Source organism: Streptomyces sp. NPDC086835 (assembly GCF_044745705.1).
In the GTDB taxonomy this organism is placed as follows: domain Bacteria; phylum Actinomycetota; class Actinomycetes; order Streptomycetales; family Streptomycetaceae; genus Streptomyces.
In genome coordinates this window covers 350,176-370,179 of sequence record NZ_JBIVAU010000005.1, presented here as the reverse complement: position 1 = coordinate 370,179, position 20,004 = coordinate 350,176, and the positions used below count along the sequence as shown (strand labels likewise).

The 20,004-nt window shown below is 70.4% G+C and carries 21 protein-coding genes; 4 read left to right on the top strand and 17 right to left on the bottom strand.

What is annotated here, in order from left to right:
• Nucleotides 1–19: 19 nt before the first annotated feature.
• On the bottom strand, nucleotides 20–865 hold the full coding sequence (locus ACIPJI_RS19520; protein WP_402247573.1) for a CAP domain-containing protein: 846 nt from the start codon (nucleotides 863–865) through the stop codon (nucleotides 20–22).
• Nucleotides 866–1,160: 295 nt separating this feature from the next.
• Between ACIPJI_RS19520 and ACIPJI_RS19515 the strand changes: the two genes are divergently transcribed.
• Nucleotides 1,161–2,150, top strand: coding sequence for a fibronectin type III domain-containing protein (locus tag ACIPJI_RS19515; protein WP_402247571.1), 990 nt, complete (start codon nucleotides 1,161–1,163; stop codon nucleotides 2,148–2,150).
• Between the two features lie 43 nt (nucleotides 2,151–2,193).
• On the opposite strand, the gene ACIPJI_RS19510 is transcribed toward ACIPJI_RS19515, so the two are convergent.
• Nucleotides 2,194–2,721, bottom strand: coding sequence for a DinB family protein (locus tag ACIPJI_RS19510; RefSeq protein ID WP_402247569.1), 528 nt, complete (start codon nucleotides 2,719–2,721; stop codon nucleotides 2,194–2,196).
• 253 nt (nucleotides 2,722–2,974) lie between these two features.
• Between ACIPJI_RS19510 and ACIPJI_RS19505 the strand changes: the two genes are divergently transcribed.
• Nucleotides 2,975–3,226, top strand: coding sequence for a DUF6400 family protein (locus ACIPJI_RS19505; protein WP_356621545.1), 252 nt, complete (start codon nucleotides 2,975–2,977; stop codon nucleotides 3,224–3,226).
• Between the two features lie 272 nt (nucleotides 3,227–3,498).
• On the opposite strand, the gene hypE is transcribed toward ACIPJI_RS19505, so the two are convergent.
• The 15 genes from hypE to ACIPJI_RS19430 form a co-directional block, all read right to left on the bottom strand.
• Nucleotides 3,499–4,617 carry a hydrogenase expression/formation protein HypE gene (hypE, locus tag ACIPJI_RS19500; protein ID WP_402247567.1) on the bottom strand — a complete coding sequence of 373 codons (1,119 nt, stop codon included), beginning with the start codon at nucleotides 4,615–4,617 and terminating at the stop codon, nucleotides 3,499–3,501.
• Nucleotides 4,610–5,749, bottom strand: a complete 1,140-nt coding sequence (gene hypD / locus ACIPJI_RS19495; protein WP_356621543.1) for a hydrogenase formation protein HypD — start codon at nucleotides 5,747–5,749, stop codon at nucleotides 4,610–4,612. The genes hypE and hypD overlap by 8 nt, the downstream gene beginning before the upstream one ends.
• On the bottom strand, nucleotides 5,746–6,066 hold the full coding sequence (locus tag ACIPJI_RS19490) for a HypC/HybG/HupF family hydrogenase formation chaperone (RefSeq protein ID WP_402247565.1): 321 nt from the start codon (nucleotides 6,064–6,066) through the stop codon (nucleotides 5,746–5,748). Before ACIPJI_RS19490 ends, hypD begins: the two co-directional genes overlap by 4 nt.
• 39 nt (nucleotides 6,067–6,105) lie before the next feature.
• Nucleotides 6,106–8,496 carry a carbamoyltransferase HypF gene (gene hypF, locus ACIPJI_RS19485; RefSeq protein WP_402247563.1) on the bottom strand — a complete coding sequence of 797 codons (2,391 nt, stop codon included), beginning with the start codon at nucleotides 8,494–8,496 and terminating at the stop codon, nucleotides 6,106–6,108.
• On the bottom strand, nucleotides 8,493–9,188 hold the full coding sequence (hypB, locus tag ACIPJI_RS19480; protein WP_356621540.1) for a hydrogenase nickel incorporation protein HypB: 696 nt from the start codon (nucleotides 9,186–9,188) through the stop codon (nucleotides 8,493–8,495). Before hypB ends, hypF begins: the two co-directional genes overlap by 4 nt.
• On the bottom strand, nucleotides 9,176–9,604 hold the full coding sequence (gene hypA, locus ACIPJI_RS19475; protein ID WP_402247561.1) for a hydrogenase maturation nickel metallochaperone HypA: 429 nt from the start codon (nucleotides 9,602–9,604) through the stop codon (nucleotides 9,176–9,178). Before hypA ends, hypB begins: the two co-directional genes overlap by 13 nt.
• A gap of 150 nt (nucleotides 9,605–9,754) precedes the next feature.
• Entirely contained in the window at nucleotides 9,755–9,871 is a 117-nt protein-coding gene (locus ACIPJI_RS19470; protein WP_402247560.1) for a DUF6893 family small protein, read from the bottom strand.
• A gap of 47 nt (nucleotides 9,872–9,918) precedes the next feature.
• The gene (locus ACIPJI_RS19465) at nucleotides 9,919–10,431 is read right to left on the bottom strand and encodes a hydrogenase maturation protease (RefSeq protein WP_402247558.1); all 513 of its coding nucleotides are present in this window, start codon (nucleotides 10,429–10,431) and stop codon (nucleotides 9,919–9,921) included.
• Nucleotides 10,428–11,831 carry a hypothetical protein gene (locus tag ACIPJI_RS19460; RefSeq protein WP_402247556.1) on the bottom strand — a complete coding sequence of 468 codons (1,404 nt, stop codon included), beginning with the start codon at nucleotides 11,829–11,831 and terminating at the stop codon, nucleotides 10,428–10,430. Before ACIPJI_RS19460 ends, ACIPJI_RS19465 begins: the two co-directional genes overlap by 4 nt.
• Nucleotides 11,828–12,466, bottom strand: a complete 639-nt coding sequence (locus tag ACIPJI_RS19455; RefSeq protein ID WP_356621536.1) for a DUF6084 family protein — start codon at nucleotides 12,464–12,466, stop codon at nucleotides 11,828–11,830. Before ACIPJI_RS19455 ends, ACIPJI_RS19460 begins: the two co-directional genes overlap by 4 nt.
• A complete protein-coding gene (locus tag ACIPJI_RS19450) occupies nucleotides 12,463–13,128 on the bottom strand; it encodes a DUF5947 family protein (protein ID WP_356621535.1) in 666 nt (221 codons plus the stop codon). The genes ACIPJI_RS19455 and ACIPJI_RS19450 overlap by 4 nt, the downstream gene beginning before the upstream one ends.
• On the bottom strand, nucleotides 13,125–13,688 hold the full coding sequence (locus ACIPJI_RS19445) for a hypothetical protein (RefSeq protein ID WP_356621534.1): 564 nt from the start codon (nucleotides 13,686–13,688) through the stop codon (nucleotides 13,125–13,127). The genes ACIPJI_RS19450 and ACIPJI_RS19445 overlap by 4 nt, the downstream gene beginning before the upstream one ends.
• Nucleotides 13,685–15,466 carry a nickel-dependent hydrogenase large subunit gene (locus ACIPJI_RS19440; protein WP_402247553.1) on the bottom strand — a complete coding sequence of 594 codons (1,782 nt, stop codon included), beginning with the start codon at nucleotides 15,464–15,466 and terminating at the stop codon, nucleotides 13,685–13,687. Before ACIPJI_RS19440 ends, ACIPJI_RS19445 begins: the two co-directional genes overlap by 4 nt.
• Before the next feature lie 67 nt (nucleotides 15,467–15,533).
• The gene (locus ACIPJI_RS19435; protein ID WP_356621532.1) at nucleotides 15,534–16,622 is read right to left on the bottom strand and encodes a hydrogenase expression protein HypE; all 1,089 of its coding nucleotides are present in this window, start codon (nucleotides 16,620–16,622) and stop codon (nucleotides 15,534–15,536) included.
• 55 nt (nucleotides 16,623–16,677) lie between these two features.
• Complete coding sequence (locus ACIPJI_RS19430) at nucleotides 16,678–18,393, bottom strand: enoyl-CoA hydratase-related protein (RefSeq protein WP_402247552.1); 1,716 nt, start codon at nucleotides 18,391–18,393, stop codon at nucleotides 16,678–16,680.
• A gap of 273 nt (nucleotides 18,394–18,666) precedes the next feature.
• Here ACIPJI_RS19430 and ACIPJI_RS19425 point away from each other — a divergent pair, with 273 nt between their 5' ends.
• Nucleotides 18,667–19,053, top strand: coding sequence for a hypothetical protein (locus ACIPJI_RS19425; RefSeq protein WP_356621530.1), 387 nt, complete (start codon nucleotides 18,667–18,669; stop codon nucleotides 19,051–19,053).
• A 360-nt stretch (nucleotides 19,054–19,413) separates the two neighbouring features.
• Nucleotides 19,414–19,884 (top strand): SRPBCC family protein, encoded by a 471-nt coding sequence (locus ACIPJI_RS19420; RefSeq protein WP_402247550.1) that lies wholly within the window; start codon nucleotides 19,414–19,416, stop codon nucleotides 19,882–19,884.
• Nucleotides 19,885–20,004 lie beyond the last annotated feature (120 nt).

Here is a 20,004-nt window from a genome sequence, read left to right as displayed (position 1 = left end):
GGGGCGTCGCTGTGTCGGGCTAGCGGCCGGCGCCGAAGTTCTGTGTCCACCACGGGCCGCCGTCGCCGAAGTGGACGCCGACGCCGAGCTCCTTGAACGAGCAGTTCAGTATGTTCGCGCGATGGCCGGGGCTGTTCATCCATGAATTCATCACGGAGGCGGCGTCCGCCTGCCCCCTGGCTATGTTCTCGCCCAGCGTCGACCAGACGTATCCGGCGGCCTCGACGCGGCTCGTCATCGTGGAGCCGTCCGGCCCGGTGTGCGACATCACGCCGCTGCGCGCCATGACGTCGCTGTAGTCGTCGGCGGCCTGCGTCAGCTTCGCGTTGGCGGTGAGCGGCGAGCATCCCGCGGAAGCGCGCTCCTTGTTGACGAGCGACAGCACCTGGGCCTCGGGGCCGCTCGGGTCCGAGCCGCCGGAACCGCCCGATGTGCCCGATCCGGACCCGCCGGAGGAAGAGGCCGGCCGGTCGCCGCCCGTGGGGGCGCCGGTCGTCGTCTGCGTCGTCGTCCGTGGCCGGGGCTTCGTCGTGGACGCCGTCGGGCTCGGCGCCCGCTTCGGCGCGGCGGAGGCGGTGACGCTCGGGCTCGGCGAGGCGCTCGCGCTCGCCGAGGGGGAGGGAGAGGCGAGGAGCGACGGGCTCGCCGCGGTCTCCTCACCGCCCGCCTCGGCGGCGTCCCCGGCGGCGTTGGTCTCCACCCGGCTCGCTCCGCCCTCGTCCCCGCCGCCCGTGGCCAGAGTGACCCCGACCCCGGCGGTCACGGTGATCACACCGAGTGCCAGCACGGCGCTGCGTGCCCGCAGGCCGGTCCTGGACCGGGCGTGCGAGCGGGCGTTGGGGCGGGCGGCTCGTCGAGAACCCATGCTTACGACACCTCGGAAGGAAGACGGCTGAGCAATCGTGATCCCGGGGGGCGCCGCTGCGCCCACCGGGATCACGGTGGGGGGTTGCCGAGATCGTAAGCCGGTTCGAACGGTGTCGTACCTTCCCTGAGTGCTTCTTCAAGAAGCCATAAGAAAGGCATCAGGCTCACGCAAGGTACGAAGGCGGCGAGGCAGCCGCGGGCGGCCCCGCGCCCCGGGTGCCTTGTGGGGAACACCGGACTGTGGCATACAGGTCTGGACCAATGCCCGTCGTCCGTCACGCGGAGGCCCGACCGTGCACCGTCCCCCCACCTTCGTCACGCCGCCCCGCTCCGCCGTCCTCCTTCTCACTGCCCTCACCACCCTCGCCGCCCTCGCGACCCTCACGGCCTGCGCCGGCGACGCCGAGGACGACAAGCCGCCGTCGACGCCCTCCGGAGTGACCGCCCAGGCAGCCAGCGCCACGTCCGTGCACGTCATGTGGGACAGGTCCTTTGACAACAAGGCGGTCACCGGGTACGAGGTCTATCGCAAGGGCACCAAGGTCAAGTCCCTGCCTGGCAGCAAGCACATGGTGGATGTCGACGGACTGGCGCCGCGGACCGCGTACAGCTTCACGGTGCGGGCGAGGGACGCGGCCGGGAACCTGTCGGCGCCCAGCGCCCCTATATCCGTGACCACCCCGGCCCCCGCCCCGGACGACCGCCGGGCCCCGAGCCGGCCGGCAAAGGTCAAGGGACGTACGGACGGCAGCACCGCGGTGACACTGACCTGGGAGCGGGCCGCCGACGACACCGGCGTCACCTCGTACGACATCTACCAGGAGGATTCACGCATCCACAGTGTGAGCGGCACGGAGACCGGCGCACGCGTCACCGGCCTGCGGCCCGGCACCGTCTACACCTTCACCGTCCGGGCCCGCGACGCCGCGGACAACTCGTCGCCCGACAGCAACCCCGTCGATCTCACCACCCCTGCCGCGCCGGGCGACAGCGGCGGCAGCACGGCGCCCACCGATCTCGAGGCGAGTGCCCGCAAGGGCGCCGTCGAGCTGCGATGGACCCCGCCGCGGACAGGCGCCCCGGTCAAGGAGCACCAGCTGTATCTGAACGGCAGGTTGGCGACCACCATCGTCTGGGGCGCGGAGCCGCCCGCCGGGACGGCCGTGTACACCATGACCGTCACCGACGAGCCCGGCACCCGCTACAGCATCAAGCTCCGGGCGAAGCTGCCCGACGGCAAGTGGGGCGATTTCTCGGCCCAGCGGACGGTGGTGGTCCGCTGAGGCGGCGCATTGCGTGCGCCACCTGCTGCGGGGACGGTCACCGCTACGCGCCCGTGACGCCGTCGATGCTCTCCCGCAGCAGATCCGCATGGCCGTTGTGGCGCGCGTACTCCTCGATCATGTGGACCAGGATCCAGCGCAGCGACACCCCTTCGCCGCCGAGCACCGCCGCGTTCTCCTTCGAGAGCGTGCCGGAGTCGTCGAGCGAGGCGTCCGCGATCAGCTCCCGGCTCCGGTCGACCTCGGCCTGCCACGAGGCCAGGGCCTCGTCGATCCCGCGGTCCGCGGCGAGGGCGTAGCCGAATCCGCCCTCCTTGCCGTAGAGCAGCGGGACGTCGCGGCCCGCGAACACGCGCTGGAACCAGTTCCGTTCGACCTCGGCCAGGTGCTGGACCAGGCCCAGGATCGTCATCGACGACGGCGACACGGAGGCGCGGCGCACCTGGTCGTCGTCGAGGCCGGCACACTTCAGCGCCAGCGTCGCACGGTGGAAGTCCAACCAGCTTTCCAGCATGGCCCGTTCACCGGCGTGCGGGGGCGGGATCGGGCGTCCGTCGGGTGTCGTGTCCATACGCAGCACCCTCGCACACGCCACCGACAGCCGCCGTGATGTCGCCGCCCCTTGCCGGGCCGGTGGGCAGCAGCGTGAACCTGTTCGGATCGCGTCGGCCACATCACAACAGGCGGGCCCGGTTGCGCCGACCCGGCCCGCGAGGGTCGGGAGCGGGAGTGATGAGGTGCGTCACACCGCCTTCACGGCACGTCCGCCGCTCTGGTAGACGTGGCTGGATCCGGCTCGTAGCACCATCATCCGAAAGCACCCCATGGACCACGGCTCCGCACCCGACCACCTGAATTTCACCATCGACCTCACTCTCGAGGAGGCCCGCCGACGGGCCGAGGTCATGGCGGCGCTGGGTCCCGGCTGGGACCCCGTGGCCGCACTCCGCTCGGAGGAGGCGGCCCATGCGCTCCTCTACTCCGGCCTGGACGCGGAGCAGGAGCAGGTGTATCGCAGGCTCGTGGCTGCGGGCGTGCTGCCAGGACGGGAGCCGGGCGATGCGGCTGCCCATTGATCCGCAGGCGGACCGCGCCCGGCGGGCATGGGTGCCCTGCCCGGAATGCGACGACGCCCGCGGCTGTGTGACCTGCTCAAAGGGGCGCAACTGCTCGGAGCACTGGCGCTATCTCATCTCGAACGAGGGCGCCCGGGTCCATCTGCAATGCCCGGCCTGTGCGCACACATGGACGCTGGACACGCATCGCGCCAGGGGCCGACGGACTGCCTGAGCGTGATCCGCCGGCCGTGACGGCACCAGTGCCCCGCGCCCGCGCGGCCGGTGCGACTTCAGCAGATCCGCGGCAGCTGTTCGCCGACGGGCAGATCGACGACCCGTGTGCCGCCGAGGCCGGTGCGGGCGACCACCATCCCGCGGTGCTCGTCGACCACCTCGCCGATCACGGCGGCCTCCGCGCCCTGGGGATGGGCGCGCATGGCCGCCAAGACGTCCTCGGCGTGCTGACGCGGGACGAAGGCGACCAGCTTGCCCTCGTTCGCCACGTACATCGGATCCAGTCCCAGTACGGCACACGCGTTGGCCACCGGCTGCGGCACCGGCACCGCCCGTTCCCGGACGACGATCCCGGTCCCGGACGCGGCCGCGATCTCGTTGAGCGAGGCGGCCAGTCCCCCGCGTGTCGGATCACGCAGGACGTGAAGGTCGGGGGTGACGGCGAGCATCGCCTCGACGAGGCCTCCGAGCGCCGCGCAGTCGCTCTCGATCTCCACCCCGAACTCCAGGCCTTCCCGCACGCTCATGATCGCCACACCGTGGACACCGATGGCTCCGCTGACGATCACGACGTCGCCGGGCACGACCCGCTGGGGACGCAGATCGATCCCGGGCGGGATCAGACCGATGCCGGAGGTGTTGATGTAGATACCGTCGCCGTGACCGGCCTCTACCACCTTGGTGTCACCCGTCACCACCTCGACCCCGGCGGTGCGTGCAGCCGCTCCGAGGGCTTCGGCGACGCGGCTGACGACGTCGATCCCGACGCCCTCCTCGAGAATGAAGCCGCAGGACAGGTAGGCGGCGCGGGCCCCGCTCATGGCGAGGTCGTTCACCGTCCCGTTGACGGCCAGGTCGCCGATGCTGCCGCCAGGGAAGAACAGGGGACGCACCACGAAGGAGTCGGTGGAGAACGCCAGCCGTGCCCCGCCGAGTTCCAGGGCGGCCGAGTCCGTCAGGGCGGACAGCACCGGGCCGCCGAAGGCCGGTGCGAAGACCTGCTCGACGAGTTCGGCGGACATGGCCCCACCCCCGCCGTGGCCCATCACGATCCGGGGCTGCTCCCTCAGCGGTACCGGACATGTCCAGGAGAGCATGTCCGGCCCAACGTGTTCGCCGCACTCCTCCGCGGCGTTCGGTTCCGCGGGGCGGGGAGCGCTGGTGGTGTCAGACAACGGCGCTGCCCTCCAGGGACGGGGCTCCCGAGGCGGGGGCCTTCAGTTCGAGCCGCCGGTACAGGTAGTACGCGGCGCAGGCACCTTCGCTGGAGACCATCGTTGCCCCCAGCGGTGTACGGGGTGTGCAGGTCGTGCCGAAGGCCTCGCACTCGTGAGGCTTCAGCAGCCCCTGCAGGACCTCCCCGCTGCGGCACTCGGCCGGCTCCCTGGTGTTGATGCCGTCGACCGAGAAGCGGTACTCGGCGTCGTAGTCCCGATAGCGATCGGACAACCGCCAACCGCTGTCGGGGATGACGCCGATACCGCGCCATGGCCGGTCCGTGACCTCGAAGACGTCGGCCAGCATGGCCCGGGCGGCCGGATTGCCCTCGGCCCTGACGGCGCGCGGGTAGGCGTTGTCCACCGCGTGTTCGCCGCGCTCCAGTTGCAGGACGGTGCGCCGCACCCCCTCCAGGATGTCCAACGGCTCGAACCCGGTGACGACGATGGGCACCCGGAAGCGTTGGGCGAGTTCCGGATACTCCTCCGTCCCCATCACGCTGCACACATGTCCGGCAGCGAGGAACGCCTGCACGCGGCACTGCGGCGACTGCATGATCGCCTCGATCGCCGGAGGTACGCGCACATGGGAGACCAGCAGGCTGAAGTTGCGGATTCCGAGCTTGCGCGCCTGATGGACCGTCATAGCGTTGGGCGGCGCGGTGGTCTCGAAGCCGATACCGAAGAAGACGACCTCACGGTCCGGGTTCTGCTCTGCGATCCGCAGTGCGTCGAGCGGCGAGTAGACCACCCTGACGTCACCGCCCGCGCCACGCACCTGGAAGAGGTCACGTCCGGTGCCGGGCACACGCAGCATGTCTCCGAAGGAGCAGAAGATCACCCCGGGGCGTGAGGCGATCTCAAGGGCCTTGTCGATCACTTCGAGCGGTGTCACGCACACCGGACACCCAGGGCCGTGAATCAACTCCACTTCGTCCGGCAGTAGTTGATCGATGCCGTGCCGGATGATGGTGTGGGTCTGGCCGCCGCAGACCTCCATCAGCGCCCAGGGCCGGGTCACCGCTGCGCGGATCTCGTCGAGCAGCCGGGCCGCCAGGTCCGGGTCGTGGAATTCGTCGATGTACTTCACCGCTGTACCTCCCCGGCGACGCCGTCCTGCGTAGGCCGTTCCGCTTCTTCCAGGTGGGCGACCGCTTCCCACGGGTCGCCGAACTCCTCCTGGAGCATGCCGAGGTTCTCGAACAACTCCAGTGTTCTTCGGGCCGATTCCTCGTCCAGTCGCTGGAGGGCGAAGCCGACATGGACGATGGCGTACTCACCGACCCGCAGGTCCGGCAGGTATTCCAGGCACACCTCCTTGACCACTCCGCCGAAGTCGACGGTGGCCATGCGGGTACCGTCCCTTTCCTCGACGCCCAGCACTCTGCCGGGTACCGCAAGGCACATGCGTGTCTCCTTAACGTTGGGCTGGTGGGCCTGTGCCCGTCATCCGGCCTCGGCCGCGGTGTGGGCGGCCACGACGAGCTGACCTACGGCCAGCCCCCCGTCGTTCGGTGGGATCCGCTGATGGCGCAGGACGGTGAAGTCGTCCTCGCGCAGACCGCGGGCACAGAGGGAGGAGAGCAGGACGTTGGCGAACACCCCGCCGGTCAGTGCGACGGTCTCCATCCCGGTCTCCTCGCGCGCCGCGGCACACACCGTGCGGACGAGCCGCGCCACCGCCTGATGGAAGCGCCCCGCGACGGCCGGCGCCGGGGTGCCGTGCCGCAGGTCCTCGACGACTGCGCCGAGCAGTGGCGCGGGGTCGCACGCGATCGGCGACCCGGTCGACCGGACCAGCCGGAACGCGTACCGGGCGTCCTCCTCGGTCTCCCCGCCCACGGCGGCGGCCTCGAGTTCGATCGCGGCCTGCGCCTCGTAACCGGCGCGATGGCAGACTCCGGCCAGCGACGAGACCGCATCGAACAGACGGCCCATGCTCGACGTGGGCACACAGTTCAGGTTTCGTTCCAACTGCTGCTTCAGCAGGCAGAGTTCATCGGCCGGGCAGGTCTTCGCGCACGGCAGGTCACCGCTCCAGGGGATGCCCGCGGCACGCAGGTGCGCCAAGGCCATGCGGTACGGACGCCGTACGGCCCCGTCCCCGCCGGGCATGGGGACGTATGCGAGATGCGCGAACCGGGAGTACCCCGCGTAGTCCGCGATCAGGAACTCGCCGCCCCACACCGCGCCGTCGTCTCCGTGTCCGGTGCCGTCGAAGGCGACTCCGATCACCGGGCGGCTGCCGTCGTGGCCGTGCTCCGCCATGGCGGCCGCGACATGGGCGTGATGGTGCTGGACCCGCACGACCGGGCGCCCTTCGGCGTGCCGGTGCGCCCACTGGGCGGATCGGTATGCCGGGTGCCGGTCGGCGACCACCATGCCGGGCCGTACTCCTGTGATGGACTCCAGTTGCTCCTCGGCGCGTTCGAAGGCCTGCTGCGTCGCGAGGTCGTCCATGTCCCCGATGTGGGCGGAAAGCCAGGCTTTGCGGCCCTCACCGAGACAGAAGGTGTTCTTCAGATCTCCGCCGACGGCAAGGGCGGGGACCACCGGCACGGGCAGGGTGAGGGGTAGGGGGGTGTGCCCACGGGACCGGCGCAGCATCAGCGGTTCGCCGTCGCAGACGCGCACCACCGAGTCGTCGCACGGCACATGGATAGGCCGGTCGTGCAGCAGCCAGGCGTCGGCCAGCGCGGCCAGCCGCGTCCGCGCTTCCGTGTCGTCGGTGACGATGGGTTCGCCGGCGATGTTGCCGCTGGTCATGACCAACAGCCTGGGCGGGTCCTGCTCCGGCGTGCCCGGTCCGAGGAGCAGATGGTGCACCGGCGTGTAGGGGAGCATGACGCCGAGGTCCGGGCTGCCCGGTGCGACGTCTTCGCAGGGGAAGGCGGTGCCGGGCAGCGGCCGTGCGCCGGGGCGGCGTCGCATCAGGACGATGGGCCGTACGCTGCCCGTGAGCAGGTCCCGTTCCAGGGGGCCCAATTGAACAAGGTGCTCGAAATCGGAGACGGCTGCGGCCATCAGGGCGAACGGCTTGTCGCCACGAGCCTTGCGCCGCCGCAGCTCGGCCACCGCCGAAGCGTTCGTCGCGTCGCAGGCCAGATGGTAGCCCCCGAGCCCCTTCACGGCGACGATCGCGCCACCGGCCAGCAGCCTGCGTGCTCCGGCGATCGGATCCCCGCCCGGCGGCACGGCCGAGCGCGTTCCTGCGCCGTCGCTCCCCGCGACGATCAACCGCAGCCGGGGGCCGCAGGCGGGGCAGGCGACCGGCTGCGCGTGGAATCGGCGGTCGGTCGGATCGCCGTACTCCCGTGCACAGTCGGAGCACATCGGAAACCCGGCCATGGTCGTGTGGTCGCGGTCGTAGGGCAGGCCGGTGACGATGGTGAATCGCGGCCCGCAGTGCGTGCACGTGATGAACGGATGGCGGTGCCGCCGGTCCGCCGGATCGGAGAGCTCCGCGAGACAGTCGGCACAGGTGGCAGCGTCCGGCGACACCAAGGTGCGAGCGGGGCCGCCGCCGCGGGACGGGACGATGGTGAATCCGCTCCCCCCGGTGGCGGGCACCTCGGTGGCGTCCACCGAGTCGACGAGCGCGAGGGGCGGGGCTTCGGGGGCGATGCGTGCACAGAACCGCGCGACGGCGGCCGGTTCGCCTTCGATCTCGACGACCACGCCGTCGACAGTGTTGGTCACATGGCCCGAGAGCCTCAGTCCCGTGGCCAGCGTGTACAGGTAGGGCCGAAACCCCACACCCTGCACGACGCCCCGCACGACGACCCTGCTGCGCTGCACGGCCGGCGCCAGGGCCGCACCGGACTGCGGCGTGATCACGCGCGTGCCTGAGCCATCACCGGAGCGTGGACGGCGCTTCCTCCGGCCGCCGACAGTGCCCGGTCGAGGAGGCAGCCCGCACCCTCTCCGCTGCGCACGGACGTCAGGACCACCTCCACCCCCGGATTGACCTGCTGCACGTTGCTGCGGAAGACCGCCTCGTCGAAAGCGGCGGGCTCCGCCATGTCGGTCTTGGTGACGACCACCAGGTGCGCGAGCCCGAATGCGGTCGGATACTTGAGCGGCTTGTCCTCCCCCTCGGTCACAGAGGCGAGGACGACCCGCAGCGACTCGCCGAGGTCGTAGGAGGCGGGGCAGACCAGGTTGCCGACGTTCTCGACGAACAGCAGCCGGGTGTCCTCGGGCAGCCAGTTGTGCAGATGCCCGGCGAGCATGTCCGCTTCCAGGTGACACAGCCCGTCGGTGAGGATCTGCTTGACGGGGACACCGGAGCGGGCCAGGCGTTCCGCGTCGTTCTCGGTGGCAAGGTCCGCGGTCAGTGCGGCGACGAGGACGCCGCGCTCCCGTGCCAGCAGCAGCTCGCGTTCGAGCAGAGCGGTCTTTCCGCTGCCGGGGCTGGAGAGCAGGTTGACGACCGTGGTCCCCCGGGCGGTCAGCTCGGTGCGCAGAATCCGTGCCGCCGCCTCGTTCTTCGCCAGGACGGCCTGCTGGAGGTCGACTACTCGGCACATGCTCGGCTCTCCTCGGGAATCGGTTCGCGGATGCGTGCCTGCGTCGCGTCGGGATCGGCTTCCGCCTCGACGTCGGTCCACCGCACCTCGGCGATCCGCAGTTCACGGCCCGAGATGAGATCGGCGGCGGCATCGCCGCACGCGGGGCAGATCAACTGCGGTGGCATTCCGACGTCCCACACGTCCGCGCACGCGCCGCAGCGTGCGGTACCCGGAACAGACCGGGTGATGAGTTCGGCGCCTTCGAGGACCGTGCCGGCGCAGGCGAGTTCGAAGCAGAAGGCCAGCGCGTCGGGAACGACCCCGGCAAGTTCACCCACCTCGAGGCGGACGCTCTCGACGCGGACGGCCCCACCGGAGCGTGCCGCCCGCTCGACCTGGTCGACGACGGCGAGCGCGACGGACATCTCGTGCATCGGTCTCCGTCCTGTGCCGGGGGTGTCTCCGGCGCCCATTACAGGGCGGAGCCGTGGCGCCCGGGCGTCCGGCGCGCCGGGGTCACACCGTTGCGTACGCCGTTCGGTTCACCCGGGCCGCCCCGCAGGCCCAGGTGAACACTCCGGGCGTCACATCTTGCGGATGCGCAGGTAACGCCTGAGGTCGGGCAGGACGCCCCTGACGATGGCAGCGACCGCCGTGGCGGCCGTGGCGGCGGCAGCGCCGCCGATGATGGTCTTCTTCATGGGATTCTCCGTACTTCTGCTACGACGGCTTGTCATTCGGCGGCCTTTCATACGACGGCTTCCTTCCGGACCAGGTCGGTCACCATCCGCACCGCTCCCGGCACCGCGGCGTCCACCTGCGGGCTGAGCCCGATGACTTCGTCGATGACGGCGGGTTCGCAGCCGACCACGAGCGTGCGGCGCGGAGGTGTGGCGCCGGTCCCTGCGCACAGCGTGTCCAGCAGCGCCAGGACGGCGTCGGGTGACATCCGGTGCCCGTCGAGCGGGACGTCTTCCGCGGGAGACCGGTCGCCGGGCGCTCCCGCCTCGATCAGATACAGCGTTCCCGCTTCGTTCCCGCGCGCGGTCGCGTCGATGATCACCAGTGTGTCGTAGCCGTCGAGGAGCTGATAGGCGAGGTGGACGCCGCGGATCCCGATGTCGGCCACTTCGACATCGGGCGGCAGTTCCTCCTCGGCCAGCCTTCTGGCGACCTCGACGCCGAAGCCGTCGTCGCCGAGGAAGATGTTGCCCACCCCGGCGACCAGGGTGCGGGGACCGGGCGGTACGGGAGTGGTCACACGTCCTCCAGGACTTCGACTTCGTCGGGCTGGAAGTAGAGAAAACGCCCCTGCTCGCGGCGGATGTCCGCGCCCGGATCGTCATCGACGGTGACAGCGATGTGCACCCCGCCGTCGACGTCGTGCAGCACCGCTTCGACGAGTGCGCTGCGGCCGTGCAGAAACAGATCCTGGGCATCGGTGTGGCGCAGGCCCGGCCGCAGTACGACCCTGCTGCCCGCGCGTACCGTCCGGCCGTCGACCATGACATGGTCGCGGTCCGGATCGACGCTCGCGTCGCCGCCCGGGTCCCACCAGGGGGTTTCGGGCCGGAACACGGCCTGCTCGTCGAGTTCCTGCTGCCCGGTCACCTCCCGCAGGCTCCGCACCGCTCCGTGCAGGCGCTCCAGGACCTCCGGCGGCATGGTGTCGGCGAGGTCGATCACGGCCGCCGCGCGGGCGTCCGTTCCCCTGGCTTCGCGCTTCTCCTCGTCGGTGAGTGCCGCGGTGCGCAGGGCCAGGATCTCGTCGATCTCGGTGGCGTCGTACAGGGCCCCTGGGCTCTCCGGCGCGATGGCGGGATGGTCCTCGAGGATGATCGGTGAGGAGAGCACCAGGTCGCCGCTGCCCGGTTCACCGGCGAGCACGGGCCAGGTGTGCAGATTGCGGCAGGCCGCGACAGCGCCTCGCGCCCATTCGGGCGGGTCGGTCATGGAGAGGAACGCGCCGGCGTCCAGACGCAGCAGCACATGGCTGGCGACCAGTGAGTACGGCAGGGCCGCGTCGCGGTCTCCGCCGCCGGCGGGCACCCAGGAACTCGTGTTCTCCACGACCACGCTCAGCCGTTCGACGCGGTACGGGCCGTCCAGCTCGCTCGTCGAGAGTCGTACGGCGCCGCTGATCTCCTCTCGGCGGCGCACGAGCTGTCCGACGACCCGGCCTTGGGCGTCGGTGACCGGTTCGGTGTCCTGTGCCGCCGGACGGGTGAAGGGGAAGACGACGCCGTCGCCTGTCAGCTCCGCGACGGAGACGGTCAGTTCGACCCTCTCCTCCAGGCCTTCGTCCCAGGGCACCAGGATCCGGTCGTCCAGGCGCAGTTCGCGTACCGTCTCGAATGTCCCGTCGGGCCGGGTCTCCTGGACGACGCGCCGCTGGGTGTGCAGGAAGCGGACCTCGAGCGCGAGCGTCGCACCCCGCTTCGGTTCCATGAGGCATTCGGTGCGCTGGAAGTCGTGTTCCTCGCCGGCGGCGCTCCAGGCCGGGGGGACGAGGACGCCGAACTGCCAGCGCAGCTTGTTCTTGGCGGCCGAGGCCCGGTACGGATAGAGCACATAGCCCTCGAAGAGCACCGCGTCGGCGACCTGCCGGGCGATGGCGAGCCGGGTCCGTGTGTCGGGGGTGAACGTGGTGGCGGTGGTCATGCCGTCCTCTCCCGCGCCTCTTCGAGGAGCGTCTCGACGGTCGCCTGCCAGGAGGGCAGCGCGCGCCGCGACCGGTAGGCGAGCAGTGCATCCATGGCGTCACGGGGGAGCCGGATCCAACCGCAGCCGGGGAAGTGCTGCTCGACCATCTCTTGCCAGACCTTCACGGGCATCCGGTGGGCGATCTCCTTGTCCCAGGGCACGGGCTCGACATGGAAGCCGCCGGCACCGGTGAAGGCGGTACCGGAGAACAGCATGAGCAGCGGCACCTCCCCGTCGGTCAGGGCCCGGAAGTAGCGGGATGCCGCGATGTCCGTGTCGTAGGTGCAGGGCACGACCAGGTCCGTCTCGATCTCCCCGGTGAAGCCGGGGACCATCAAGGAGACCTGTGCGAACTGCACCGGGTTGAGGCTGCTGCCCCATCGGGAGCGCTCGCCGAACAGGTCGGTCAGCGCCTCTGCCTCCGCGTTGTCGTATCCACGCCGGGCGGGTTCGATCCGGATCTGGCAGCGCAGCGCGAGCGCGTGGACCCGTACGCCCTCGGAGGCGGTGATCCGCAGCCGGAACACGAGGGTCGGGCCCGCGGCGTACGCGTCGGCGCGCACGCCGCTACAGCTGAAGGAGAACTCGGTCATGACCGGCTCCCCTGCACGTCGCGGGCCGTGCCGCGGACATGGGCGAAGAACGTGTCGAGGTCGGCCCGGGCCTCCGCGCCGCCGTCGAAACCCTGCCAGCGCAGTCGCATACGGCCCACCAGTTCGTAGCAGATGTCGATCGGCACCAGGTAGCACTCGGTGCGACCGCCGTGGCGGCGCAGCAGCAGGGCCTCGACGTCCGGTTCGAGCAGCGAGCCGAGGTCCGTCCCTTCGAGGACGGTCTGCCAGGACGACGGCTCGAGTTCGCTCTCGGTGGCTCCGGCCGGGCTCGGGTAGAGCGCGACGAGACGGTCGAGGGTGGAGTTGCGAAAGAAGAAGGCGACACCGACGGGGATCCTCAGCAGCTCCCAGGCGTTGTCGTCGAGCCGGTGCCCCGGGTCGCTCAGGTAACGGCCGGGGACCGCCCGGAAGCGGCCGTTCGGCCCGCCCGAGCGGTCCAGCAGTTGGGAGCAGGGGCCGCAGGCGCAGGCCAGTGCCCGCTTCTCGGTGTCGACCAGGTGCCGGTGGCGTTCACCACCGACGGGCGCCCCGCACAGTTCGCACTGCTCTTCGCGGGGCCGCCGGGCCGTGGTGAAGCGGCGCAGTCCCTGCGGGCCCGGAGGACGCCACGGCACCCCCGGGCCCGCCTGGGGCGCGCTCACGGCGCCGTGGCCGATGAGCGGCCCCCCGATACGGCGTGCGGCGGGCCGCTGCCGATCTGAAGCAGCGCCGGCTCGCGCGAGGCGGCCGCCGCCTCCATGTCCACGTCCGTCACTTCGGGCGCGAAGCACGCGAGCGCGTCGACAGCCGCCTGCCGGACCGACTCCTGGGTGCTCGGGCAGCCGCAGCCCGTCGAGGCCGTGACGCGCAGGCGCAGCACACCGGTCGACGGATCGAGGCCCGCGTGCTCGACGGGGTGCGGAATGCTGTCCAGGGCACGCGCGATGCGGGTGGGCAGGTCGTCCGGGTGCAACCCGTGCAGATTCAGCAGGCTTGCGACAAGTTCGTCGCCGAGCAGCCTCTCCAGCGGGGGCGCGGGCGGCTGGGCGGTGGGTCGTTGGAGCAGTTCGACTGCCCGGCCGAGCGCCGAGGCGTAGAACTCCATGAGCACCCGCACCAGTTCCTCTGCCGCCGCGCAGACTTCGGCGTCCTGGGTGGCGGCGAGCCGGTCGAGGACCTCCTCGACCTGCCGGCCTGCCTGCTCCGCGGTCAGCGCGCTCATCCGGCGAGGCCGCTCAGCCCGGTGGGCACGTGCATCGACTTCACCGTCTTGCCGGCGCCCACGTACATGTGGACGCCGCAGGGCAGACAGGGGTCGAAGCTGCGCACGGCACGCATGATGTCGATGCCCTTGAAGTTCTCCGGCGGGTTCTCCTCGAAGATCGGTGTGTTCTGCACGGCGTCCTCGTAGGGACCGGGAGTGCCGTACGTGTCACGCGTGGAGGCGTTCCACGGCGTCGGCGGGTACGGGTGGTAGTTGGCGATCTTGCCGTCCCTGATGACCATGTGGTGCGAGAGGACACCGCGCACGGCCTCGGTGAAGCCGACGCCGATGGACTCGTCCGGCACCTCGAACTTCTCCCAGGTCTGGGTGCGTCCGGCGCGGACCTCCTCGAGTCCCTTCTCCGCACAGTGCAGTGCGACGGCCGCGGCGTAGGCCTGGAAGTACGTGCGGGCTCGATTGCGCTCCAGCGCGTTGCTCCACCGGGGGATCTTCCACTCGAAGGTGGTCTCCGGCTTGGTCATGGTGCGGGGCAGGTTGATGACGACACTGTGGCCGGTGGCCTTGACGTACCCGATGTCGACGAGTCCGGACAGGGCGGTGGACCACAGGCGCGCGATCGGGCCTCCGCCGGTGTCCAGCGGCAGGTGCTCCTTGCCGTCGAACCAGCGCGGCGACATGACCCAGCTGTACTTGTCGCTGAAGTCCCGCTTCTGCGGAGCGGGAATGGTGTGCTGATTCCAGGGGTGGCGCGGGTCGACCGGGTTGCCGAGCGGGTCGTGGGTGACGAACTGCTCCTGGCCCTGCCAGTCCTCGTAGTACGAACTGCCCAGGAGGATACGGATGCCGAGGTTGATCTCGGTCAGGTCGTTGGTGACGAGCTTGCCGTCCACGATGACGCCGGGTGTGACGAACATGCGCCGGCCCCAGTCGCTCATGTTGGCGTAGGTGAAGTCGCAGTACTCGGGGTCGTTGAGCGCTCCCCAGCAGCCGAGCAGCACACGCCGGCGGCCCACTTCCTCGTACCCCGGAAGCGCCTCGTAGAAGAAGTCGAAGAGGTCGTCGTGCAGGGGGACGACACGCTTCATGAACTCCACATAGCGCATGAGGCGGGATAGGTAGTCGGTGAAGAGCTGTACGGACCCGATCGTGCCGACGCCGCCCGGGTACAGCGTGGAGGGGTGGACATGACGCCCCTCCATCAGGCAGAACATTTCTCGCGTGTAGCGACTGACCTGGAGGGCCTCGCGGTAGAACTCGCCCTCGAGGGGGTTGAGGGACCGCATGATGTCGGCGATGGTGCGGTAGCCGTGGTCGGCGGCATGCGGCGCCTCCGTGCGTTCGGCGAGTTCGAGGACGCCCGGATTGGTCTCGCGGACCATTTTCTCGCAGTAGTCGACCCCGACCAGGTTCTCCTGGAAGATGTTGTGGTCGAACATGTACTCGGCGGACTCGCCGAGGTTGATGATCCACTCGGCGAGATGAGGCGGCTTCACGCCGTACGCCATGTTCTGGGCGTACACGGAGCAGGTGGCGTGGTTGTCGCCGCAGATGCCGCAGATCCGGCTGGTGATGAAGTGCGCGTCGCGCGGGTCCTTGCCGCGCATGAAGACGCTGTAGCCGCGGAAGACCGACGAGGTGCTGTAGCACTCCGCGACGCGCTTCTGCTTGAAGTCGATCTTTGCGTGGATGCCGAGACTTCCCACGATCCGGGTGATCGGATCCCAGGCCATCTCCACCAGGCCGGTGCCGTCACCGGTCGTCGTCGAGGATGCCATTGTGTGTGCGGTGCCCTTCGTCAGTTCTTCGAGCAGGACAGGGGATCGGCGGCCTGATGGGGGGCGGTCACCACGGCGGCCGGTAGCCCGTGGTGATCTTCTGTCCCGTGTGCCGCCACTTCGGCTCCCGGTCCACCGTCTTGGCCGTGATGGTCCGCAGCCTGCGGATCACGGAGCCGTACACGCCGCTGGCGGTGCTGGAGACCTTGCCGCCGGGCGGTTCGTCCATGAACGGCATGAACTTGTCCGGGAAACCGGGCATGGTGCAGGCGATGCAGATGCCTCCGACGTTCGGACAGCCGCCGATGCCGTTCATCCAGCCCCGCTTGGGGACGTTGCACTTGACGACGGGGCCCCAGCAGCCGAGCTTGACGAGGCACTTGGGGGAGTCGTAGGTCATGGCGAACTGGCCCTGCTCGTAGTAGCCGGCCCGGTCGCATCCCTCGTGGACGGTGGCGCCGAACAGCCACGTCGGCCGGAGCTTGTCGTCCAGGGGGATCATCGGCGCGGACCCTGCGGCCTGGTAGAGCAGGTAGGTCAGGGTCTCGGCGAAGTTGTCGGGCTGGATGGGGCAGCCGGGCACACAGACGATGGGGATGCCCGCCTTGGACTTCCAGTCCCAGCCCAGGTAGTCGGGCACGCCCATCGCGCCGGTCGGATTGCCGGCCATGGCGTGGATGCCGCCGTAGGTGGCACAGGTGCCGATCGCGACCACCGCGAGGGCCTTGGGAGCGAGCCGGTCGATCCATTCGCTGGTGGTGATGGGCTGGCCCGTCTCCGGGTTGTCACCGAAGCCGCACCAGTACCCCTCCTGCTTGATCGCCTCGTTGGGCACGGACCCCTCGATCACCAGCACGAACGGGTCGATCTCGCCGCGCTCCCCCTTGAAGAACCACTCGATGAAGGTGTCCGAGCCGCCGACGGGACCGCACTCGAAGTCGATCAGCGGCCAGTGGACGGCGATCTTGGGCAGGCCCGGCAGACCGGCGAGGGCGATCTCCTCGATGCTGGGCTGCATGGCTGCCGTCAGCGCGACCGAGTCTCCGTCGCAGCTCAGCCCGGCGTTGATCCAGAGGATGTGGATCGGCGACTCGTCACTGCCGGGCGTACCGGACGCGCCGGGCTCTTCGACCGTGGTCGGCGTTCCTGCGTTCATGAGTACGCCTCCTGGGAGGTTCGCGGCAAAGGCCTCATACAGGCCCCCGATCTTGCTAACAGTCAGCCGGGCGCGCCGCCACCGCACCCGGGCTGCCGAAGTCGGTGGGGGCCTCCTGCTTTCGCACGAACGCACGGCGCAGGGCGTGGTACGGCGCCTCCGGGTCCGAGAAGGTACGCCGCATGTGCGCGAGTTCCTCCGCGCGATAGGCGGCCAGCGGCTTCGTGGATGTACGGCGCTCGCTTTCCGCCTTCTTGGTGGCGACGCGCAGCTGAGCAGAGGGGAGGGCCGCCAGTCGTGCCGCCAGTCGGGTGACCTCGGCGGTGAAGTCCTGCGGGGCGCAGTCGACGACCCGGTCGACGAGCCCCATGCTCTGCGCGGTGGCCGCGGATACCGGCCGGGCCTCCTCGGTGAGCCGCTCCGCCATGGGGCCGCCCACTCTGCGGGGCAGGGTGTAGGTCCAGTACTCCGACCCGTAGAGGCCCATGCGCCGGTAGTGCGGGTTGAGCACGGAGCCCGACCGGCACCAGACCTCGTCCGCGGCCAGTGCGAACATGACGCCGCCGGCGGCGGCATTGCCGCCGATCGCGCTGACCACGAGCCGGTCGGTGGTGGTCAGAACGGCCTCCACCAGGTCGTTCATGGCGTTGATGTTGGCCCAGGACTCCGCAGCGGGGTCGGCGGCCGCGTCGATGACGTTCAGGTGGATGCCGTTGGAGAAGAAGTCCCGGCTGCCGCCCAGCACCAGCACGGCGGTGGGGCGGGAGCACGCCGTCCGGTAGGCGTCCAGCAGCCGGCGGCAGTGACCGGTGCTCATGGCCCCGCCGGGGAACGAGAAGGAAAGGAACCCGACCGCCCCCTCCTCCCGGTAGCGGATGTCGCTCCAGGTGCGATGGCCCTCGGTCGGGTACAGAGGTGCGGGAATCTCGGGCAGAGACGGCAGCCGGTCGGCCAGAGCGAGGGTGGCGGGCAGTTTGCAGGCGCGTGGCAGCCCGGGACCGCGGCGGGCCCGCAGCTCGGGGATCCATACCGCGCCGTCGGACGTCGCGCGACAGACGGCACCCGCACGGGTGGCCAGCAGTTCGCCGGGCCGGCCGCGCAGCGCGTCCTCCGCGTGGCCGCCGTGGAGGAACCAGTCGCCGCCGAGCAACTCGTCCAGCACGCCGGGCTGCGAGTCCGCCCCGCGCAGTTTGCGAAGGACCGTCTCTGTGGAGTCGTCGTGCCACGAGATCCGGCGCATCGCCTGACGGAAGTACGGCCGGGTCCGCGCCGCGGCCGTCCGCGGGAGGCCGATCTGCGGCCGGGGAACGTAGGTGCCCGACGCGAAACGGTCGACGGCCAGCAGGACGGCTTCGATTGCGGCGTCGGAAACCTCGTTCCGGTAGAGGTCGCTCTTGGCGACCCGGGGGACGGAAAGGCCGACAGTCGCCCAGACGTCGCCGGCGTCCATCTCCTCGTCGGCCTGGAGCACGGTGACGCCCCACGCGTCGACGTCCTCGTCGATCGCCCAGTCCAGCGAGGACGGTCCGCGGTCACCCACCGGCCCCGGATGCACGATGAGGCAGGTGCAGGCCGTCCACACGTCCCGTGGAACCACGGCCTTCAGCAGTGGCGCCACCACGAGGTCGGGCCGGTGCCGCTGTACCGCGGCCCGCACCGCCGCGCCGTGCGGCGTCACCTCCACGGCCACGGCATGCCTGCGGTCACGCAGTTCGGCGTGGACCCGCTGGGTCAGGCTGTTGTACGCGCTGGCGACGAGCAAGATATGCATGGCGGCCCTCCCGCGACTGATGCGACCCTCTCGGCCGCTCGACACAGCCGACTGCCTGCGATGGTCGAACACATCCGCAGCCAGGTGTGGGCATGAAGCCCCCACATCACTCGTAAGCATCGCGATTCCGGCCACATGGCCGGGAGCGGCATGCCTGTACGCCGGTCTTCGTCCGCATTGACCTATATGCCGGACTCGTTCGCAGGTGGGAGAATCGCAATGCACCTGGCACCACAGGAGTGCCCCCACGACTTCGGACAGGCAGGTCGGCGCATGGCCAAGGAACCCAAGTCATCACAGCCCTCCCACGGCAAAGGCTCGAGCCGTCACCGGGGGACCGAGCACCACGGCTGGTCCCCGGACGTGGACGAGACCAGCCAGCAGGACAACCCCAGCGCCCGGCGTTCCTTCCACGCCGAGGAAGCGGGCAGCCCCGGCAAGGGCCGGAGAGTTTCCAAGGAAGAGAAGGGATCCGTTCCCGGCGACACCGTGAAAAGCGGGACCGCGAGCGGCGAGGAGTACGGCGGCGACTCGGAGAAGGGCATGCGGGACACGGGCCGCAAGGGCCGCTCGCAACGCCCCAGTGGGACGAAGGACGACTCCGCGTTCACCGGCGTCGACCCTGACAAGCCCGGCCAGGGCAAGCGCCGACCGGGCTAGATGCTGATAGGAAGCAAGCGGAGCCCCGGCCGGAAAGGCAGGGCTCCGCTTCGGCGGGGCGGGGCTCCGCCTCACCAGTGCGGGTGCCGTGTCCTTCGATCACCATGAGCGCGGCCCGCGAACCGTGGCGGCTGACGCCGAACCGCCCGACGAGACGACTCGCACTCCTCCTGGAGCGATCAGTAAGCCCCCGGCCCGAGGGCACTTCACCGGGCCGGTCACCGGTCGTAGGCCGCCGTGACACGCTCGCCGCAGCAGCCGTCCTCGTCCACATGACCCCGCCGACTGCGCGGCGCCACCACGGCGCGTGTTTCCGCGTGCCCCGGCCTGCTCGGTCGTCGGAGCGATACGTTGCCCTCCATGTACTCGACGCAGGTGTCCCGGCATGTGAGAGCCCCGCGCGCGGCGGTCTACCGGGCGCTGCTGGACGCCGACGCGGTCGCGAAATGGCGGGTGCCAACGGGCATGAGCAGCCGTGTCCACGAATTCGACGCCCGTGAAGGCGGCAGGTTCCGCGTCTCGCTCATGTACGACGCGCCGGCCGGCACGGGTAAATCGGCCCCGCACACCGACACCTACCACGGCCGTTTCGCCAGGCTGGTCCCGGACGAGGCGGTGGTCGAAGTGCTCGAGTTCGAGACGGCGGACCCGGCGCTCCGCTGGGAGATGACGATGACGACCACGCTCACCGACGCGGCCGGCGGCACCGATGTCGTCATCGTCCATGAAGGCATTCCCGACATCGTCCCGGCCGCCGACAACGAGACCGGCACCCGCATGGCACTCGACAACCTCGCCAGGCTCGTCGAGACGGACGAGCAGCCCGGGTGACCGACGACGGCACACCCGGTGACCGCCGATCCTGACCGGGGGCGCACGACCCGGCGACGCCGGGCGGCACACTCCCGGCCTTCCCGCCTCACCGGCAACGCTTGTGCATCCGGCGGGGCA

Excerpts from the sequence above, each read along its gene's own strand:
- ACIPJI_RS19420 (WP_402247550.1), top strand. The coding sequence starts at position 19,414 with ATGTACTCGACGCAGGTGTCCCGGCATGTGAGAGCCCCGCGCGCGGCG.
- ACIPJI_RS19510 (WP_402247569.1), bottom strand. The coding sequence starts at position 2,721 with ATGGACACGACACCCGACGGACGCCCGATCCCGCCCCCGCACGCCGGT.
- ACIPJI_RS19505 (WP_356621545.1), top strand. The coding sequence starts at position 2,975 with ATGGACCACGGCTCCGCACCCGACCACCTGAATTTCACCATCGACCTC.
- ACIPJI_RS19430 (WP_402247552.1), bottom strand. The coding sequence starts at position 18,393 with ATGCATATCTTGCTCGTCGCCAGCGCGTACAACAGCCTGACCCAGCGG.
- hypB (WP_356621540.1), bottom strand. The coding sequence starts at position 9,188 with ATGTGCCGAGTAGTCGACCTCCAGCAGGCCGTCCTGGCGAAGAACGAG.
- ACIPJI_RS19460 (WP_402247556.1), bottom strand. The coding sequence starts at position 11,831 with ATGACCACCGCCACCACGTTCACCCCCGACACACGGACCCGGCTCGCC.
- ACIPJI_RS19470 (WP_402247560.1), bottom strand. The coding sequence starts at position 9,871 with ATGAAGAAGACCATCATCGGCGGCGCTGCCGCCGCCACGGCCGCCACG.
- ACIPJI_RS19520 (WP_402247573.1), bottom strand. The coding sequence starts at position 865 with ATGGGTTCTCGACGAGCCGCCCGCCCCAACGCCCGCTCGCACGCCCGG.
- hypA (WP_402247561.1), bottom strand. The coding sequence starts at position 9,604 with ATGCACGAGATGTCCGTCGCGCTCGCCGTCGTCGACCAGGTCGAGCGG.
- ACIPJI_RS19440 (WP_402247553.1), bottom strand. The coding sequence starts at position 15,466 with ATGGCATCCTCGACGACGACCGGTGACGGCACCGGCCTGGTGGAGATG.
- ACIPJI_RS19455 (WP_356621536.1), bottom strand. The coding sequence starts at position 12,466 with ATGACCGAGTTCTCCTTCAGCTGTAGCGGCGTGCGCGCCGACGCGTAC.
- ACIPJI_RS19425 (WP_356621530.1), top strand. The coding sequence starts at position 18,667 with ATGGCCAAGGAACCCAAGTCATCACAGCCCTCCCACGGCAAAGGCTCG.
- ACIPJI_RS19445 (WP_356621534.1), bottom strand. The coding sequence starts at position 13,688 with ATGAGCGCGCTGACCGCGGAGCAGGCAGGCCGGCAGGTCGAGGAGGTC.
- ACIPJI_RS19490 (WP_402247565.1), bottom strand. The coding sequence starts at position 6,066 with ATGTGCCTTGCGGTACCCGGCAGAGTGCTGGGCGTCGAGGAAAGGGAC.
- ACIPJI_RS19435 (WP_356621532.1), bottom strand. The coding sequence starts at position 16,622 with ATGAACGCAGGAACGCCGACCACGGTCGAAGAGCCCGGCGCGTCCGGT.